The sequence below is a fragment of the Ralstonia sp. 25C genome (assembly GCF_051904805.1).
GTDB lineage: Bacteria > Pseudomonadota > Gammaproteobacteria > Burkholderiales > Burkholderiaceae > Ralstonia.
On record NZ_CP196737.1, the window covers coordinates 1102720 to 1120190 of the forward strand.

General features: G+C 61.5%; 16 protein-coding genes. 2 read left to right on the forward strand and 14 right to left on the reverse strand.

Annotated features, from left to right (window positions below; translation table 11 throughout):
* Window positions 1-2 precede the first annotated feature (2 nt).
* The 13 genes from tssL to ACS7SF_RS05205 all read right to left on the reverse strand — a co-directional run bounded on the left by tssL (window position 3) and on the right by ACS7SF_RS05205 (window position 14334).
* Window positions 3-1319 carry a type VI secretion system protein TssL, long form gene (gene tssL / locus ACS7SF_RS05145; protein ID WP_439891976.1) on the reverse strand — a complete coding sequence of 439 codons (1317 nt, stop codon included), beginning with the start codon at window positions 1317-1319 and terminating at the stop codon, window positions 3-5.
* A complete protein-coding gene (tssK, locus tag ACS7SF_RS05150) occupies window positions 1316-2668 on the reverse strand; it encodes a type VI secretion system baseplate subunit TssK (RefSeq protein WP_439891977.1) in 1353 nt (450 codons plus the stop codon). Before tssK ends, tssL begins: the two co-directional genes overlap by 4 nt.
* A gap of 2 nt (window positions 2669-2670) precedes the next feature.
* Window positions 2671-3213 (reverse strand): type VI secretion system lipoprotein TssJ, encoded by a 543-nt coding sequence (tssJ, locus tag ACS7SF_RS05155; protein ID WP_439891978.1) that lies wholly within the window; start codon window positions 3211-3213, stop codon window positions 2671-2673.
* 136 nt (window positions 3214-3349) lie between these two features.
* Complete coding sequence (locus ACS7SF_RS05160) at window positions 3350-3832, reverse strand: Hcp family type VI secretion system effector (RefSeq protein WP_439891979.1); 483 nt, start codon at window positions 3830-3832, stop codon at window positions 3350-3352.
* 204 nt (window positions 3833-4036) lie between these two features.
* Window positions 4037-5539: a type VI secretion system contractile sheath large subunit gene (gene tssC, locus ACS7SF_RS05165; protein WP_439891980.1), complete on the reverse strand. Its 1503-nt coding sequence runs from the start codon at window positions 5537-5539 to the stop codon at window positions 4037-4039.
* Between the two features lie 48 nt (window positions 5540-5587).
* Window positions 5588-6127, reverse strand: coding sequence for a type VI secretion system contractile sheath small subunit (gene tssB, locus ACS7SF_RS05170; RefSeq protein ID WP_439891981.1), 540 nt, complete (start codon window positions 6125-6127; stop codon window positions 5588-5590).
* Between the two features lie 253 nt (window positions 6128-6380).
* A complete protein-coding gene (locus ACS7SF_RS05175) occupies window positions 6381-8042 on the reverse strand; it encodes an OmpA family protein (protein ID WP_439891982.1) in 1662 nt (553 codons plus the stop codon).
* Window positions 8039-8734: a DotU family type IV/VI secretion system protein gene (locus tag ACS7SF_RS05180; RefSeq protein ID WP_439891983.1), complete on the reverse strand. Its 696-nt coding sequence runs from the start codon at window positions 8732-8734 to the stop codon at window positions 8039-8041. The genes ACS7SF_RS05175 and ACS7SF_RS05180 overlap by 4 nt, the downstream gene beginning before the upstream one ends.
* Window positions 8735-8801: 67 nt before the next feature.
* Window positions 8802-9392, reverse strand: a complete 591-nt coding sequence (locus ACS7SF_RS05185; RefSeq protein WP_439891984.1) for a fimbrial protein — start codon at window positions 9390-9392, stop codon at window positions 8802-8804.
* Window positions 9389-9928, reverse strand: coding sequence for a fimbrial protein (locus ACS7SF_RS05190; RefSeq protein ID WP_439891985.1), 540 nt, complete (start codon window positions 9926-9928; stop codon window positions 9389-9391). The genes ACS7SF_RS05185 and ACS7SF_RS05190 overlap by 4 nt, the downstream gene beginning before the upstream one ends.
* A gap of 53 nt (window positions 9929-9981) precedes the next feature.
* Window positions 9982-12816: a fimbria/pilus outer membrane usher protein gene (locus ACS7SF_RS05195; protein WP_439891986.1), complete on the reverse strand. Its 2835-nt coding sequence runs from the start codon at window positions 12814-12816 to the stop codon at window positions 9982-9984.
* A gap of 62 nt (window positions 12817-12878) precedes the next feature.
* Window positions 12879-13625, reverse strand: a complete 747-nt coding sequence (locus ACS7SF_RS05200) for a fimbria/pilus periplasmic chaperone (RefSeq protein WP_439891987.1) — start codon at window positions 13623-13625, stop codon at window positions 12879-12881.
* A 103-nt stretch (window positions 13626-13728) separates the two neighbouring features.
* Window positions 13729-14334, reverse strand: a complete 606-nt coding sequence (locus tag ACS7SF_RS05205) for a fimbrial protein (RefSeq protein ID WP_439891988.1) — start codon at window positions 14332-14334, stop codon at window positions 13729-13731.
* A gap of 301 nt (window positions 14335-14635) precedes the next feature.
* On the opposite strand from ACS7SF_RS05205, the gene ACS7SF_RS05210 reads away from it, so the two are divergent.
* Window positions 14636-15394 (forward strand): 3-hydroxyacyl-CoA dehydrogenase, encoded by a 759-nt coding sequence (locus ACS7SF_RS05210; protein ID WP_439891989.1) that lies wholly within the window; start codon window positions 14636-14638, stop codon window positions 15392-15394.
* A gap of 17 nt (window positions 15395-15411) precedes the next feature.
* Here ACS7SF_RS05210 and ACS7SF_RS05215 read toward each other — a convergent pair whose 3' ends face one another.
* The gene (locus ACS7SF_RS05215; RefSeq protein WP_439891990.1) at window positions 15412-16308 is read right to left on the reverse strand and encodes a LysR substrate-binding domain-containing protein; all 897 of its coding nucleotides are present in this window, start codon (window positions 16306-16308) and stop codon (window positions 15412-15414) included.
* Between the two features lie 117 nt (window positions 16309-16425).
* Here ACS7SF_RS05215 and ACS7SF_RS05220 point away from each other — a divergent pair, with 117 nt between their 5' ends.
* A complete protein-coding gene (locus ACS7SF_RS05220; RefSeq protein WP_439891991.1) occupies window positions 16426-17457 on the forward strand; it encodes a bile acid:sodium symporter family protein in 1032 nt (343 codons plus the stop codon).
* Window positions 17458-17471: the final 14 nt, after the last annotated feature.

The following is a 17471-nucleotide window of genomic DNA, read 5'->3' on the forward strand; positions in this document are numbered from 1 at the left end:
CGTCACGGCGTCACGACGAGAATCTCGACGCGTCGGTTGCGGGAGCGATCGGCCGCGTTGGCGTTGCTGGCGATAGGCTCGCTATCACCTCGGCCGACGGACTGGATGCGCGCTGCCGGTGTGCCGTGCTGCTGCAGGATCTGCGCGACGAACGCCGCACGTTTTTCCGACAGCACCTGGTTATTCGGAAACTCCTTCGTCTTGATCGGCTGGCTATCGGTATGCCCCGTCACCGTCACGTTGCCGCCAACACGGGCGACTTCGCGCGCGACCTTTTCCAAAATCGGATCGATTTCAGGACGTACCTGGCTCTGCCCGGGCACGAACATCGCATCGCCCTTGAACGTCACCAGGCTGCTGTGGTCGTCCTCCTTCACGGTCACCAGACCACGTGCGATTTCATCCTTGAGCAGCACCGACAGGCGCAGCTTCTGCGCGGGCGCGGCAACCACCTGCTGGCGCCCGATCTCCAGAATGCGCACCTCGAGCCCATTGCTGGACGACAGCAGTTGGTACTTGTACCAAGAGAACAAACCGAATAACGCCAGGGCAAACACGGCACCCATGGCCCATACCGGCACCGTGCGCATGACGCGGAGCTGGCCCGGCGCCTCGCCCTGCCAATGCGGCGAGAGTTCGTGCTGCACGTTTTCACGCGCGCCGCTGATGAGCGTCAGCAAGCGCTGACGAATCTTGTCCAGATGGCGACGGCCATCGTCGACCACGCTGTAACGCCCTTCGAAGCCGAGGCCGAGCACGCGATACAGGATCTCCAGCACCGAGACGTACTCTTGCGGATCGGTCGCCATGCGGCCGATCAACAGGAAGAACTTCTCGCCGCCATCCACTTCGCCTTCGAAGGTGATGAGCAGGCTCTTGGCCGCCCACACGCCACCGCCGCCCCAACGCGTACGGTTAGCCGCTTCGTCCAGCGCTGTACACAGGCAATAACGCACCGCCGCCATGTGCTTCCAGGGCAGATTGGCCTTGTCGCAGAGCTTCTGGAAAACGCTGACCTCACGCACGAGCAACGCGCGCAAGGAGGCCACCGCCTGCAGGTTGTCGAGCCTTGTCGGCATATCGGCAAGCGCGCGCAGCAGCGGTTGAGCCGCTTCCAGCAACGGGTTCGGCGCTGCCAAGACTTGGTCCAGACGCGCCTGCGAATCCGCCAGCGGGTCGAAGAGGCTCAGATCGACCACCGGTTCTTGATGCTGTTGCTCTGTGGCAGGCGCTTGCGCGCGCGCCTCGGGTTTCACTGGCGCGTCGGAAGCGGGGTACGTCGCGAGAAAATCGAACGACGCCTCGTCATATCCGCTCATTTCAGACGGACCCCCCACAGTTCAAGCTTCAGTTCGGGGAAGTGTCCGGCGATGTGCATGGCCAGCCCGCCCTGTTGCGCGATCTGATCCCAGAACGGACCGGAACGCGACAGCTCGTAATAGATGTAGCCCGAGTTGAACGGAATCTGGCGCGGCGGTACCGGCAGCGGCACCAGCGTGAGACCCGGCAAGTGAGAACGGATCAACTCCGGCAGGCGCTGCGGCGGGCTGATCTTGGTCTGCGCGGCAAACTGTTGCTGCAGCACTTCCGACGGCATCTGGGCGCCGACGGCCAGCACCAGGCTGGCGTAGCCCGCCAGCTCGGTCGGCAGCATCGTGGCCACGCGGATACCGTGCGGCTGTTCGACCAGCGGAATCGGCTGCGCACCGCGCACCAGCACCTGGTTCAGCAGATAGTGGACATCATCGACCAGCGGCTTGATGCTCTGATACAGACGGGCATGGTCGTAGCCAGGCGCAGCAAGCGGGCGACGCGTCTGCGAACGCACAAACGTCGACAGCTCGCCTGCGAGCATCGCCAGTTGGCTGTACAACTCCACCGGCGCTGTCTCTCCGATGCGGCGCATATGGTCGAGCAGCGGCTCATAGCGATTCAATACTTGCAGCAGCAAGTAGTCCGCCACTTCGGCTGACACGCCAGGCTTGCCGTCGCTGCCCGACAGGCGGCCCGCCAACGCGTCGGCGCGCAGCTTGGCCAGCCCATGCAGCTGGAGCACCCACTCACGCAGGAGCGGATTGGCGCCATAGCTGACCACGGGTGGAATATGGTCGGAATCATGCAGCGTGACGGAACCGTCAGCCTGCAGCGACTTGATGCGGGTCAGTGCAATGCCGATCCACGATTGCGTCAGCTCCTTCTCAGGCAACAGACGCAAGCGAAGATGCGCCAGTTGAACCGGCTTCGGCCCTTGCCCGATGGCGTTGCTGTCGCGCAATTCGTTATCGAAGGCGAGATAGCGCGCCAGTGACCCGCCATCCTGCTCGGCAAACGTCGTTTCTTCGGTATTGGGCAGACGCAGGGGCGCCGCCAGGTAGATGACCTGGTCCTGGTGCTCGGGCGCGATCGTCAGCGGCGGCGGCGGCGGCGTATGGCCAGGCACATCGAACGGCGTGCCATCCGGAAAGACCCCGGCCCCGCTCTTGAAGACGAGCTTGCCGAACGACAGCGATTCATGGTCGATGTCGTACTGGCTGAAGCCCCAGAAGAACGGGCTCAACGCCGCGGCACGCTTGTGCGCGAAATACTCGAAGTAGCGCTCTTGCTGCTGGAAGAGCTGCGGACGAAGAAACAAGCCTTCGCTCCACACAACCTTGTTGTACCAACTCATGGTTAGTTATCCTCAGATTGGATCGCTGCCGCTTGCCGGCCGAGGTCGATCTTGAGCCGGGCCTTGTGCTCGGGAAGCACCGCGCGGTACCAAGCCGCGTCAGGTGCGGGAGGCAGCTTGTAGACAACACGCCACACCGATTTGCCCAGGTCGCGATAGCCAGCGAGAACCCCGATTGCCGTCGTGGCCGGGTTCGACTTGCGAGTGATGTCCTGCTTTTCGCCGGGGCGCAGGATGTATTCATCCGTTGCCAGAACGTCTTCGCCCAGCGTCTTCTTGCTTGCGTTCTGCAATGAGAAGAAATCCGCCTGCTCAAAAGCCGTGGCCGACTTCAACTCGTAGATGCGCACCATGACCGGTGCGGCCCGCCCCTGCTCGTCTGGGTTGACGTCGTCAGCCACTTCCACCTGGAGCCGCAAACCGATCGGTTCCTTGGCCGGAGGCGCCCAAGAGCTACAGGCACTCACCGACACACACAGACAGAGCACGGCCAACCAGGCAGATGAGCGCCCAAGCGATCGGCGTACCAACAGAGAGACGCTCATCAGAGGCTTCCTATCTATGAATGGGCTGGAGGAGCCACTGGCCGAAGCGCCGCATGCGACGCTCCGGTCAACAGCCCGGAAGACCCCCACCGACATGTCGGCGGGGAATCTTCATCCAGCGGTTGAGAACGCGGGATTAGGCAGTGTTCTTCTTGATGTCGAACGTTGCGGTGATGGCACCACCGCTGCCGCCTTGGGCGTTCTGAACGACGTACTCCTGCTTCATGCTGGAGAACGACAGGCGCACGATTTCACGCGGACGCGATTCATCGGTGCTCACGCCCGACGGGCTGACTTGCGTCACCAGCACGTCTTTCATCGTGAACTTCAGGTATTCCAGCGGGCTGCCGCCGGCCTTACGGACGACCAGCTTTGCCTCAGGAATGTGCTTGCCCAGCAGGCAGTACTGCGTGAGGTTGGGGGTCGCACGGTCGATGTAGTGCTCGAATTGCAGATCGTTGACGGTCGCCTTACCAGCGCCACCGCCCGAACCAGCGTGCATGTTCGACTGCTGCGAGACGTTCCACGACCAGCTCAGAACTTCAATTTCGTTCTTGTGGCTAGCGTCTTCCGACTCACCGTCGATGCCATTAATTTTCAGGAAAATGTCCTGTGCCATCGCACTACTCCTTAACTTGCGTGGTTGAACTTCAAAACAAGAGCTGAAGGGTCAGGAATATTTAGAGAGCGCCCGCCCAACCGCTCAGCCGAATTGCGGAATGGACCATTCGGCGTATTGGGCGCGCGCTTAGAGAGCGGCGTTCAAGTGAAAGCTCGTGGCAAGCGGTGCGCTACCAGCCTGGCAGCGCACGTGGCTCTTCGCTTAGGCGGCTTCCTTCACCAGCGGCAGCTTGGCGACCAGTCGCAGCGACACGGTCAAGCCTTCCAGCTGGAAGTGCGGGCGCAGGAAGAACTTGGCCTGGTAGTAACCCGGGTTGCCCTCGACGTCTTCCACCACCACCTCAGCCGCCGCCAGCGGACGACGTGCCTTGGTTTCTTGCGACGAGTTGGCCGGATCGGCGTCGACATAGTTCATGACCCATTCGTTGAGCCATTGCTGCATGTCTTCGCGCTCCTTGAACGAGCCGATCTTGTCTCGCACGATGCACTTCAGGTAGTGCGCAAAACGGGAGCACGCGAACAGGTACGGCAGACGCGCCGACAGGTTGGCGTTGGCCGTCGCGTCCGCGTCATGGTATTCAGCCGGCTTTTGCAGCGACTGCGCACCAATGAAAGCCGCGTAGTCGGTGTTCTTGCGGTGAATCAGCGGCATGAAGCCGTTCTTCGACAGTTCAGCTTCACGACGGTCCGAAATGGCGATCTCGGTCGGGCACTTCATGTCCACACCGCCATCGTCGGTCGGGAAGGTGTGGCTCGGCAGGTTTTCCACCACGCCACCGCTTTCCACGCCGCGGATCAACGTCGCCCAGCCGTAGCGCTTGAACGAGCGGTTAATGTTGACGGCCATCGCGTAGGCAGCGTTCGACCACGCGTACTTGCTGTGGTCGGCACCGTCGGTTGCCTCTTCAAAGTTGAATTCGTCGACCGGATTGGTCGTGACGCCGTACGGCAGTCGCGACAGGAAACGCGGCATGGCCAAGCCGATGTAGCGCGCATCTTCGGAGTTGCGCAGCGAGTTCCACGGCGCGTACTCCAGGTTCTGCGTGAAGATCTTGGTGAGGTCGCGCGGGTTGGCGAGCTCTTGCCACGAATCCATTTGCAGCACGGACGGCGAAGCACCCGTGATGAATGGCGCATGAGCCGCCGCAGCAACCTTGGCAATCGAGCCCAGCAGATCCACATCCGGCGGGGTGTGGTCAAAGTAGTAGTCAGCAACCAGGCAGCCGTACGGCTCACCGCCCAGCTGGCCGTATTCTTCTTCGTAGATCTGCTTGAAGAACGGGCTTTGGTCCCATGCCACGCCTTTGTAGCGCTTCATGGTGCGACGCAGTTCTTCCTTCGAGATGTCCATGAAGCGGATCTTCAGCTTCTCGTCGGTCTCGGTGTTGGTCACGAGGTGATGCAGACCGCGCCATGCGCTTTCGAGTTGCTGGAATTCCTGGTGGTGCAAGATCAGGTTGATCTGCTCGGACAGCTTGCGGTCGATCTCGCCAATGATGGCTTCGATGCTCTTGTAAGCGTCGTCGGAAATCGTCGTGGCGTTGGCGAGCGCTTGCTCGGCCAGCGTCTTCACCGCATTTTCAACGGCTTCGCGTGCTTGCTCGGTTTTCGGTTTGAATTCACGCGACAGCAGCGCGTTGAAATCGGATTGCGTTTCTTGTTGATTAACAGCAGAGGCTTTTGCTTGTGATTCGCGTGCGGCCATCTCTTCCTCTCAAATAAGCTGAATTGATAATTGCGACTGAATGCGCAATTAATCCTGGGACTTCGGCTCGGCAGATGCCGCGTCACGCGGTTCTGCCTTCGGTGCCTTGGCGAGGGCATTCAGCAGGGCAGGGTCTTTCAGCACTTGCGTCACAAGGCTTTCGGCGCCGGACTTGCCGTCCATATACGTTTGCAGGTTGGCGAGCTGGGTGCGCGCTTCCAGCAGTTGCGACAGCGAGCCGACCTTCTTGGCGATGGCGGCTGGCGAGAAGTCGTCCATGCTCTCGAAGGTGATATCCACCATGAGCTGGCCGTCGCCCGTTAGCGTATTGGGCACCGCAAATGCAACGCGCGGCTTCATGGCCTTCATGCGCTCATCGAAGTTGTCGATGTCGATGTTGAAGAACTTGCGATCACCCACAGCAGGCAGCGGCTCGAGCGGTTTGCCCGACAGATCGGCCAGCACGCCCATGACGAAGGGCAATTCGATCTTTTTTTCCGAGCCGTAGATCTCGACGTCATATTCGATCTGAACGCGGGGTGCACGATTTCGCGCAATGAATTTCTGTGAACTATTGGATACGGACATGGAAGCTCCGGCGTTGTATCTCGTGGTGAAATTGAGCGGACCGGTGGGTTCGCCTCTTAGGGGTCCCAACGTATTTTCCGCAGATGATCGTACGACGCTGTCAGCGCGCGATATATGAGAGTTGTCTTAAAGGGCGTCGCGTTATCCCGAAAAAATGGGTGCTGTTAAGCAACGCGAAACCCTTGCGACAACCCAAAGCAGGGGGCGTGAACGTGCAGGCTGTGCCAACGTTCACGCCATGACCCGATAGGGCTCAGTGCGACGGCTCGTCCGGGATGAGCGTGATGACAACCCGACGATTACGAGCGCGGCCGTCGGCGCTCTCGTTGCTGGCCACGGGCCTGGTGTCGCCGTAGCCCTGAATGGCAAACCGCGTGGGAGACAAGCCCGACTGGCTGACAAACCAATCTCGGATGGCGCGGGCACGCGCTTCGGAGAGCTGCAAGTTGGTGGCAGCCAAGCCAACGTTGTCCGTATGCCCGGCGATGAGTACGCGCGTACCTTGGCTGGCAAGAATCTCCCGCAGCGGACCGGCCAGCTGTTTCGCAACCCCCGGCTTGAGCGTGGTCTTGCCGCTGTCGAACAGCGACAGGCTATCCAGTGTGAGCGCCACGGGTGGCGGGCGGTAGCTGGCAATGGCCTGATCCAACACGGCACCCAGCGCGGCGCCCGGATAGAGCCCCCACCCCAGGCCCAGCGGCACGCCAGCACGCTCGTAGTTGCGCAACTCCGTGCGGTCGCTTTCGAGTTGATGCAGCGCGTCTCGCTTGCCGTCGGGGTTGCTGTTCGGCACCTGGTTGTACACGGCAAGGCTGGTAGACATCCGGCGCACCAGATCAGCGTTATTCCAACCAGACGCGATGAAGCACAGTGCCAGCAAAGCCACCGGCGCTACGATCGCCCAGCGCGCGCTCTTGCGTCGGACACTCGCTTCGGGAAGCGGCATCGACGCCAATCGAGCTTGCAAGGGAGCCACTGAGGGCACAGGCAGCGGCCCCGAAGCGGATTCGCTGAAGCGCACCTGCAGTCCGGTCTTTTCCGTCAGCCAATACGTCCATGCGCTGGGGCGGGCTGGCCCTGTGGGAATGTCCGCCAGCAGAAAGCCCTGCAGCGCGAACGGCGCGGTGTTGCCCAACGGCGCCAGAATGGAACTCAGCGCCGCCTCGTCGAGCCAGGTGAGCAAGGCTTGGCCCATTGCGTTTCGCTGCACGCTCGTCTCATAGGCTGCGTCGGACACGTACTGTTCAAGCCCTTCGCGAACGGCCCGGATGCGTTGACGCAGGTTGTCCACGCTCGGCAGGCTTGCAGAGAAATCAATGGTGTCGCCAAACCACACCGCAGACGCAGCGCCATCACGCTTCGCGTCTGCGCCAAGGTGCGCATAGGTGGCAACAAAGCACGGCAATACGCTCGCCGGGTACTGGCAAGTTTCAGTGAGCGTGCGACGCCATGTCGTGAACTCGCGACGCATCACGGCCGCATCGGTATTGCCATCGGGAATGACCGGCAAGAGCGCGGCATGTGGAAGATGACCATGCACTTGCTTGATGCGCGTCATGGCCTGATCCAGTGCTGCCGGCGTGGGAACGTACAGCCAGACGGCGCCGCCCTCGCGACGCATCGCCAACGGCTCGGCACTGCGTGGGAACAACGCAGACGCATAGGGCCCGATCACAAAGACAACAGGCAAATCGGCGCCCACCGACGGCAGTGCCCCGTTGGTCGACACCTTGGCGGCTCGCTCCTTCCTCGAGCGCCAAACCGAGCCCAAACTGAACAACATGACGAGCACCAACGCCAGGGCAACGACCTGCCAGCGCGGCTGCGCAGGCAGCGGCAGCACCAGAAGAGTCAGAAGGGCAATTGCCGTCACCGTCCAAACGACGGGCAGCATCCAACGAGACAGAAGCGTCATGGCAGCGAAACGTGAGCGTCGCGCTGCTCCGTCGCGACCGGTTGAGGGGTGTGATGAATCAAACGGGCGATATGCAGGCTAAGTCCGGCCCACAGCGCGGCCAAGCAAGTAGCGACGATGGCGGTGCGCGCCCATACGTTCCCCTTGGTCGTCGTCGAAGTCTCGGCTGGATCAGCAAAGGCTGGCGGCAAGAGGGGCGAGGCCGTTGTGTTGAGTGCCGGCTTGCTGCGTGGCGCAAGCATGGCCACCAGTTGCTGACGATAGGTGGCGTCGATCGCGCCCTGGGCAAAACCCAGGCTCAGCATCATGCGGTACATCGCCGCCATCTCCAGCGAAGCGGACAAGCCATTCGCCGCTTCCTCGATGCGTTGGAGCACCACGCCCTGTGCGTCGCGGGCACCGAAGAACCGAGCCTGCAGCCATTCACGATCCCACTCGGCCCGCTGCATGGGCGCCAGATGGCGCCGCACGGCATCGTCCAGCAATGCGCACTGGGCGAAGGTCGCTTCGGAGACCGTCGCGTCGTCATAACCGGCATCGAGCAAGTCTTGCTGAAGCTGCTCGACCAGACCCGCACCGCGCGCACGCAGCATGTGCACGGCCGACGCGCTGGCCTGTTGCGAGAGCAACGTCACCAGCAACAGGGTCGGGCGCAGGAGTGTCTGCAGCGAGGAGAGCGGTGAAGAGGACATAAGCCGTGGGGACAGCTCGATTAAGGGTTGGAAAATGAAGGAAATCGCCAGCGAGGCGACGCCGATCTCATGGCATTTCGAGGATGTAAGTCACATACGTCTGGACCATTCCTGGCGTGACGGTACCGGCGGCGTAGTAGCGTGCGACGTAGTTCAGCCGCACATCACCGCCGGCCGCGCCCACAGCTTTGAACGGCATGGTCGTGCGATCGCCTATCTTGATGACCGAGTTGTCTTCGTTCAGCAGTTGGATCTGGACGCCACCCGCAGTCGTGCCGCCTGGAGCGGGCTGATTGATCAGGTTGCCCGTACCCGCATCAACTGTCGTGCCAGGCTCAAAAAAGGCTCTAGCGCCCTTGACCCCGCTACCGGGTGTCGTTGGATCTTCCCCATCGCAATTCACGGTGATATGGAATGGCGTCGACCCAGCCGTGCTGCCTGGTGAGCTCAGCGCCTTGTCCGATACCGTTGGCAGCGTCACGGTTTGGTTCGCGCCCCCCGTAATCGCGCAGCTATACAGCACGTATTTACCGGTGAAGTTGATCGTCACGGTTGGCGTACTAGCCGCCGACACCAAGGTAGAGGCGGTGGCAGCCACCAGCAATGCCACCAGCTTGAAAACGCGTTGCGGCTGCAGCGGGAACATGTGCTTTCTCATGGCATCTCGAGTGCGTAGGTGGCCGTGGTGTAGACCTGGCCTGCCGTTGCCTCGCCCGTTGCGTAGTAGACGGCTTGATATTCGAGTTTGGCCGCCCCGGCGTTCACCGGAAAGACCGGCATGGAGAGCCGGTTCCCGACCGCAACGGGTGTGCCGTCCACACGCAGTAGACGCACCTGAACGTTGCCGGCGCTCAACTTTCCATCTTCGTTTTGCAGTCTCAGGTTGCCGGTGTCTGGGTCCGAATAGGTTGAGTTTTCAAAATACGCACGGACCTGTAGCGCACCGAGAGGACAACGTATGTTGATCCGAAACGGGGTCGCCCCTGCTGTGGTACCGCTCACCAGCAACGCTTTGTCGGAAATGACAGGCAGATGAACGGTTTGGTCCCGGTCACCCGAGTCAATCGAACAGGTCACCTCATCCACTCTGCCATTGAAGGTCACCGTGCTGCGGTCTTCTGCTGCGGCCAGCCCGCCAAGGAGCATCAGCAGGCTGAGCAAGCCGAGCGTGGCGTGGAGCGTCTTTCGTTTCATGGGTTGGCTTCTCTTCGTTCCTCGCCTGCAACACGAGGAGCAATACTGAACATTCATTGATCCAGCGCCGGCACGCAGCGCAGCCGCACGCGCGTCAGCATGGACGGGCGCTCCCCCGCCATGGGCGGCGAGATGGAGTACGGCAAGACACATTGCTCGCCCGGGCCCATGCCCCATTTGGCCGTCAGGGCGCCTGTTCCCTGCACACCGCGCAGGAATGCCATGCCGCCCTGGCCTACCGTACCGACGGAATTGCCGGCAGAGTCCAGCACGTCCGCGCCCATGGGCAGCCCCATGCCATCCAAGCCCTCCATGGAGGCAAACACCGGACGCCCCTGTTTGGTCTTGATACGCACGAGCATCAGCGCGTCGGCACGTGGCACCACTTCTTCCGAGGTCGATTCCAGCTCCGCATCATCTGACATGCCCTGCGGATCCACCGCCACCGTGTTCAGACGATAGGGCGTCAATGACGGCAGCAATGCATAGCCATGGCTGTCAATGCGCGCGCCTTGTCCATTGATGATCCTGGCGCCCTCGGCGCCCTTGGCCTCCACCAATGCTGCGGCCATGCCGACCGGCGGGCCGAGCGTGACGCCGCCCGCGTGCGCAACGAGGGAGCCCTCTGCATTCAGAGAGGCCTGCCGTGTGCCGTCACCCACTGAAGCGTTGGCGCTATAGGTACCAAACGGTGTGCGGTATGTGCCGTACCCGCCCAACGACACCAGGCGGCTCCCACGACTTTCATTGCGCAGCGCGGTCACGCCGTAGTTGATCGGAGCGTCGTCGGCGGTACTGCCCGAAGCGGTCACCTGCGTGTTATTCGACCCATCGGAACCGCGCGTCAGATTGGCCGACATGACATCAAACGTATTGCGCTTGACGTACGAATTCCGGCCCAACGGGATAGTGAAATTCAGGCCAACCTGTGTGTCGAATCGCCCCGAAACCGCATTGCGTGAGCGCTGCGCGTAGGCGGTATACGACACCGACTTGAACGCACTGGTAAAACCAATCTGGTATTGCAGGTCGGTAGCACCATTGCTGTCCCAATAGTTTTGCGAACTACCGGACAGGTAAAACGAGCTGCGCTCTCCCACCGGCTGATTGATGTTCACCTGAACACGGCTACGGGCCCGGAAGTTGGTCAGCGTTGACGTATCGCCCGTCCAATTGCGCGCAGTCATGGCATCGCGCAGGCTGTAGAAGCCCGACGTCGAGTACCGATACGCCGCCATCGTAAAGTTGGTATTCGTGCCTGGCACCAGCTTGCTGTAGCTGACACGCCAACTTTGCCCTTGCCGCGACGTATCGCCCGGCAGATTCGTGCGGGCCAGCGTCGCATCCAGGGCGACCGCACCCACCGGTGTATTGAGCGCCACACCCAACAACCCTGAGCCATAACCGACCGAGCCGAGCACACCGCCGTACGCGGTCACCACATTGCTCAAGCCACGCTGATAGGTCGCCTGCGCCACCATGGGAGAGGACGAAATCAGCGGGTCTTGATACTGGCCCGCCGTCACGTTGAACCGCGACACTCCCGGGCGCAACAATTGCGCCACCGAAGCAAACGGCACGGTAAAGCGCCGCGAACGGCCGTCGGCTTCCGTAATGGTGACTTCCAGGTCGCCACCATAGCCGGTGGCGGGCAAATCCCCCAATTCGAATGGCCCCGGCGGCACGCTCGTCTCGTACAGAATGTTGTTGTTCTGACGAACCACCACGCGGGCATTGCTTTCCGCCACACCGCGCACGGTCGGGGCATACGAGCGCATGGAGTCCGGCAACATCCGGTCATCGCTCGACAGTTGAACGCCCCGTACGGAGAAACCATCAAAGATGTCGCCGCTGGTATAGCTATCCCCCAGCGTCAGTTGGCTACGCAACGCTGTGATGTCGTGCTGCAAATACGTCGCTAGGTTGGTCCAACGCGCCCCACCCGTGTTTTGCCAACTGACGTTGGAGCGCTGGCGAAACCGCCAACCACCGAAGTTAAAACCGCCCTGCAGCCCGAGAAATGCACTCGTGCTATCCGATGAACTCTGATGGGATGTGTAGCTGCTGAAGTTATATTGCAGCAGACCCGCGTTGATGCCCTCGCCCCAGCGGCTGGGCTCGACATAACCACGCGGCACATTGCGCATCTCAATCTGAGGGACGCTGATGTCGAGCTTGAGATCGGACGTATCAAACGAGACCTTGGCATCCGGAACGGTTTCCTGCAGCGGAATACAAGCGCCCTTGGGCAAGGTGCCTGCCAAGGCCTCGATACCCAGCACATCGATGTTGCCTTCTGGGTTCAGATTCTTCAGGCGCTTCACCACGCGCGCCATGTTGACGCCGAATTTGTCCAGGGTCTCCAGGCTAAAGCACGGTGCCGCGCTATCCTTGCCCGGCACTTCACGAAACACCACGTCAATCCGGCCGGCTCCCCGTCCGTTGATGGACACATCAGCGGAGTAGGTGCCCGGCAACACCGGGTTGCCACGGGTATAGCGCGAGAGATCCGCAACGTTGCCGTTAAAGAACGCTGGGTTGAACTCCATCTCCATCGGCGCATCGTCCGCCGCCGCTACCGCGGGTGGAGTGGAGTGGCCCATGCCTTTTGCGTCTGCGCCAACGGTGCTGTCAGCCGCCTGACTCGGTGAATTGCCAGCCTCCGCCATCGAAGGTGGGGCGGGACGGCTACCACTTTCAGCGCCTTCGTCAACAGCAATATCGGCCGACTTGCCCGAGCGCACCGCGCGCGAAGCGCTGCTGGTGACTGCACTCTCGACGGCGAACGCCGCCGTACTCAACGAACTGGAAACGAACGCCGCCGCCAAGGCAAGCGGGTGATACCGCAATGCCTTGCCGGAGTTACGTTGTCGCTTGCTTCGTTCCATTTCGTTCCCTGCGCTACTCACTGCTGATGCTCCCATTCACCGACCAATGCTTGTGCGGCCGCTCACTCGGCGCGCGCGGTATCCTGCACGCCGGCGCCGTAGTCGTTGATCAGCGTGTAATAAATCGTCGATGGCGCTTGATGCAGGACACTCGCACCTTCGGGTGCCTTAAAATCCACATGACCATTTGGCGGTGCCATGCCGGGGTCCAGTTGCAGACCCTTAGCCGCCGTCTCACCCTTCACCACCACATCGGCAAACGAAAGGTAGTAGGGGGATGGGTTCTCCACACGCAGCACGGTCTTGCCCGCATCGTCCTTGGCGAACGACCACTTCAGTTCGCTGCGTTTGGTCGTCGGATCATCGCGAAGCGTGTCCGGGCGGTAGAACATCTTGATGCGCGTGCGAAATGCCAGCTGCAGCTGGTTACCCGTCGCAGAAGGCGCTGCCTTCTTGGGAATTTCGAGCACATTGAACCAATAGACCGACTCGCGATCCTTCGGCAGGTTCTCGCCGGTGAACATCACGCGCAGCGTCTGACCCTTTGTGGGCTCGATACGCGCCACGGCAGGGTTAATCAAAAAAGGGACGTGAATCTCGTTCGGCGGCGCAGACGCATTGCCGTCGTCAATCCAGGCCTGCACGAGTGCTGGTTCCGTGTCAGGGTTGGTCAACCGAACGCTGATCTCCCGCTTCATTTCGGGATAGATCACGCGCGTACCCGTAATCACAACGCCTGCCTGCGAGACAGTCGCTGTCAAACCACTCATCAGTGCCGCAGCAGCGGCGATTGTTTTCCACAAACGCATGTTGGGTCTCGAAGCAAACGGAGGGGATACACAGGGAATGCAAGGCGCGCCCACGCAAGAGCGCGCCCCGCAAAAGTCACCCAGACCAGGGGACTAGGACGCCTTACTGATAAGCCAGCGTGTAGGTCGCGACAGCGTCCACCGTACCGGCAACAGAAGGAGCCGTTGCGTAGTAGGAGGCCACATAGCTCATGGTCGCGCCCCGGTCTACGCCAGTGCCCGTCACGGGGAAGTACTGACCCGCGGCATTGAGACCCGTCGAGCCCAGACGAATCTGGTTGGCAGGAGCCATGCCATTCATGTTGTACAGACGAACCTGCACGTTCTGCGCACGGCCTGTGCCGGTAGCGTTCAACACGTTACCCGTGACCGAGTCCCAGTTTGTGGTTTCAAAGTGAGCAGCAACTGCACGAATGCCGTTCGTTTCAACCGAACCGGCAACCGGGGGAACCGGCAGTGCCGAACAATTCGACACCTTGATGTCGAACTGCTGCGAGCCAGCCGCCTTACCGGCAACATCCAAAGCGCTCGTCGACACAGTCGGCAGCGTCACGACCTTGTCGCGGTCTGCAGCATCAATGCTGCAGGTTTGCGAGGTGACTTCGCCGCGGAAAATCACGGTGCTTTGCGTCACAGCCTGTGCGAATGCAGCGGATGCACCCAGCACGCCAACAGCAGCCACAGCTGCCGAAATAATGGTTTTTTTCATGAGCGAAAAATTTCCTGAATGTTGAGAACACAACCGATCCATTCCATCGGCAGCGCGTACTGTAGGGAAATCGCTCAGGCCCACACATAGGAGAATTCTGAGTCAGCGGGGTCGTCCACAAAACGCACCACATTGGCCGTGACATCCGTCGGAAACGATGCAAAGTGCCGACATTGCATGAAATTCCGCTTCTGCAAATTCACCGCCCACAACAATTGCTGCGGAGCGCCACCTTCTTGGTACCATATGACGTTGACGTAAACGTCAAGTAACTCGCCAACCACAATCAAGGAGACACGGCATGGAGATTCGCGACCAGGTATTCATCGTTACGGGCGGCGCATCGGGATTGGGCGCCGGCACGGCACGCACGCTGGCCGAGGCTGGCGGCAAGGTGGTGATTGCCGACCTGAACGAAGCCGCCGGAACGGCACTGGCACAGGAACTGGGCGGGCGCTTCGTACGCTGCGATGTCACGTCGGAAGCTGATGGGCAAGCCGTGGTGGAAGCCGCCACGTCGCTGGGCACGCTGCGTGGGCTGGTGAACTGCGCGGGCATCGCCACCGCCTCGCGCACGGTGGGCAAGACGGGGCCGCATCCGCTGGATCAGTTCGCGCGCGTCATCAACATCAACCTGATCGGCACGTTCAATATGATCCGCCTGGCCGCGACGGCCATGGCGGGCAACACGCCCAACGCGGGTGGCGAGCGCGGCGTGATCATCAACACGGCATCGGTAGCAGCGTTTGACGGGCAGATCGGCCAGGCGGCCTATGCGGCGTCCAAGGGGGGCGTGGTGGCGATGACCCTGGCGATTGCGCGTGACCTGTCGCGTGACGGTATCCGCGTGATGACGATTGCGCCGGGTATTTTCGAGACGCCGATGCTGCTGGGCATGCCGCCCGAAGTGCAGGACGCGCTGGGCAAGATGGTGCCGTTCCCGCCGCGGCTCGGTAAGCCGGCGGAGTATGCGCAACTCGCGCGTGCGATTGTCGAGAACCCGATGCTCAATGGCGAGACCATCCGCTTGGACGGCGCCATCCGCATGCAACCCAAGTAAGCAGCGCGATCAGGCGGTCATTTGACGGTAGGCAACGCCATCCGGCGAATCATCTGCCACGCCGCCTCGGCCGCCGGCGAGAGCGATCTGTCATGCCGGCGCGCTAGCACAATGGCGCGCGTTTCCTTGGGCGTGAGCGGCACCGCCACGAGCGGTGACGACGACGGCAGTGGCAACGACAGCGACGGCACCACGCCAGCGCCGATGCCCGCCTCCACCATGCCGAACACGGCGCTGCTATGGCCCATCTCTTGGGCCACATCAGGGTGCACGCCGTGGCGCAGGAAGATCCGATCGATCAGCGGGCGGCTGCCCGAAGCGTGATCCAGCAGCACGACTGCGGTGCGATGCAAGTCTTTCCAGCGCACGCTGCTGCGCTGGGCGAACGGATGGTCGCGCCGACAGACGAGGCAGAACGGATCAGTCAACACAGACTCGGTCCATAAGCCCTCGGTATCGAGCGGCTCCACCACCACGCCAAAATCCGCCCCGCCAGTACGAATGAGTTGCAGCGTGTCAACCTGCACCGAGTCCCGCACGATCATGCGGATGTCCGGGTAGCGCGTCGCGCACTCGGCCACGTACACGGGCATCAGGCGTGTCGATACGGTCGGGCTCGATGCCACCACCACCCGCCCCCGTCGCTGTTCCCCCACCTGGCGCGCTTGATGCAGCGTGTCGTCCAGGTCAGCGATCAGGCGGTCGAGCGCGGTAGCCAGCGAGCGCCCCACTTCCGTCAGCACGACCTCGCGCGTGGTGCGGTCGAGCAGCTTGAGACCGAGTTCGCCTTCCAGCTCCAAGATCGACCGGCTCACCGCTGGCTGCGTCAAGCCAATTGTGTCGCCAGCGCGACTGAAGCTGTGCGCACGTGCCACCGCTAGAAACACGCGCAACTGCCGCAGCGTCACATTCATGCCAGCACCGTATGAATTGATTCGATCAATGCATTTGTATTCTAGATGCCGATGTTGTGCAATAACGCCTTCCCCGCATTTCCTCCAGCCATCGCGTCATGGTGATGGCACTTGCACATGAAGATTCCGCTGCTCTCCCGCATTGATGGGTTCATCCAGGCCATGCTGGTCATGGTGCTGCTGGCCCTGTTCTTTCCCGCGCTGGGCGCGAGCGATGGCCCGTTGCATCTGGATGTCGTCACCATTCTTGGCGTCTCGCTGGTGTTCTTTCTGCACGGCGCGGCGCTCTCGCGCGAGAAGATCATCGAAGGCGCCCGCAACTGGCGCCTGCACCTGTTCGTGCAGAGCTGCACGTTCATCCTGTTTCCGTTGATCGGCGCAGCGATTCTGTTGGCGTGCAAGCCATTCATTCCCGCCGAACTGTTGTTGGGCGTGTTCTACCTATGCGCGTTGCCCTCGACGGTGTCGTCTTCGGTGGCAATGACGGCGATGGCCAAGGGCAACGTGCCGGCGGCCATCTTCAACGCGACCATCTCGGGGCTGATCGGCATGATTGCCACGCCGCTGCTGATGAGTTTCGTGATTCACGCGTCGGGCGCAGATCTATCGGTAGGTAAGGCGTTGCTGGGCGTGGCCGAGCAATTGCTGCTGCCGTTCGTGCTCGGTCAGTTGCTGCGCCCGGCCGTCGGCGGCCTCATCAACAAGTACAAGACCATCATCAACAAGGTCGACCGCGTGGTGATCCTGCTGATTGTCTTCAACTCGTTTGCGGATTCCACGCACGCTGGCGTGTGGTCGAAGTACCCATGGGAGACCATCGTGGCGGTGGCCATCATGAGCGGCGCGCTGCTGTTTGTGGTGCTGGGCGCGACAACATGGCTGTCGCGGCGCGCCGGCTTTGTGCTGGCCGATGAGGTGACCGCCGTGTTCTGCGGTTCCAAGAAGAGCCTCGCCAACGGCATCCCGATGGCGAAGATTCTATTTGCCGGTAACCCCGCGCTGGGCTTGATCGTGCTGCCCACCATGATCTACCACCAGCTGCAGTTGATCGTGTGCTCGGCGCTGGCGCGCAAGTATGCGGATCGCGTCGCACATGCCGAGGCCGATGCCAAGGTCCAAGAAGGGGCACCGGCACGACGCACGGCTTAATCAGCGTAGGGCCA

Coding starts and splice junctions, on each gene's coding strand:
- tssL (WP_439891976.1), bottom strand. CDS start 1,319: ATGAGCGGATATGACGAGGCGTCGTTCGATTTTCTCGCGACGTACCCC.
- tssK (WP_439891977.1), bottom strand. CDS start 2,668: ATGAGTTGGTACAACAAGGTTGTGTGGAGCGAAGGCTTGTTTCTTCGT.
- tssJ (WP_439891978.1), bottom strand. CDS start 3,213: ATGAGCGTCTCTCTGTTGGTACGCCGATCGCTTGGGCGCTCATCTGCC.
- ACS7SF_RS05160 (WP_439891979.1), bottom strand. CDS start 3,832: ATGGCACAGGACATTTTCCTGAAAATTAATGGCATCGACGGTGAGTCG.
- tssC (WP_439891980.1), bottom strand. CDS start 5,539: ATGGCCGCACGCGAATCACAAGCAAAAGCCTCTGCTGTTAATCAACAA.
- tssB (WP_439891981.1), bottom strand. CDS start 6,127: ATGTCCGTATCCAATAGTTCACAGAAATTCATTGCGCGAAATCGTGCA.
- ACS7SF_RS05175 (WP_439891982.1), bottom strand. CDS start 8,042: ATGACGCTTCTGTCTCGTTGGATGCTGCCCGTCGTTTGGACGGTGACG.
- ACS7SF_RS05180 (WP_439891983.1), bottom strand. CDS start 8,734: ATGTCCTCTTCACCGCTCTCCTCGCTGCAGACACTCCTGCGCCCGACC.
- ACS7SF_RS05185 (WP_439891984.1), bottom strand. CDS start 9,392: ATGAGAAAGCACATGTTCCCGCTGCAGCCGCAACGCGTTTTCAAGCTG.
- ACS7SF_RS05190 (WP_439891985.1), bottom strand. CDS start 9,928: ATGAAACGAAAGACGCTCCACGCCACGCTCGGCTTGCTCAGCCTGCTG.
- ACS7SF_RS05195 (WP_439891986.1), bottom strand. CDS start 12,816: ATGGAACGAAGCAAGCGACAACGTAACTCCGGCAAGGCATTGCGGTAT.
- ACS7SF_RS05200 (WP_439891987.1), bottom strand. CDS start 13,625: ATGCGTTTGTGGAAAACAATCGCCGCTGCTGCGGCACTGATGAGTGGT.
- ACS7SF_RS05205 (WP_439891988.1), bottom strand. CDS start 14,334: ATGAAAAAAACCATTATTTCGGCAGCTGTGGCTGCTGTTGGCGTGCTG.
- ACS7SF_RS05210 (WP_439891989.1), top strand. CDS start 14,636: ATGGAGATTCGCGACCAGGTATTCATCGTTACGGGCGGCGCATCGGGA.
- ACS7SF_RS05215 (WP_439891990.1), bottom strand. CDS start 16,308: ATGAATGTGACGCTGCGGCAGTTGCGCGTGTTTCTAGCGGTGGCACGT.
- ACS7SF_RS05220 (WP_439891991.1), top strand. CDS start 16,426: ATGAAGATTCCGCTGCTCTCCCGCATTGATGGGTTCATCCAGGCCATG.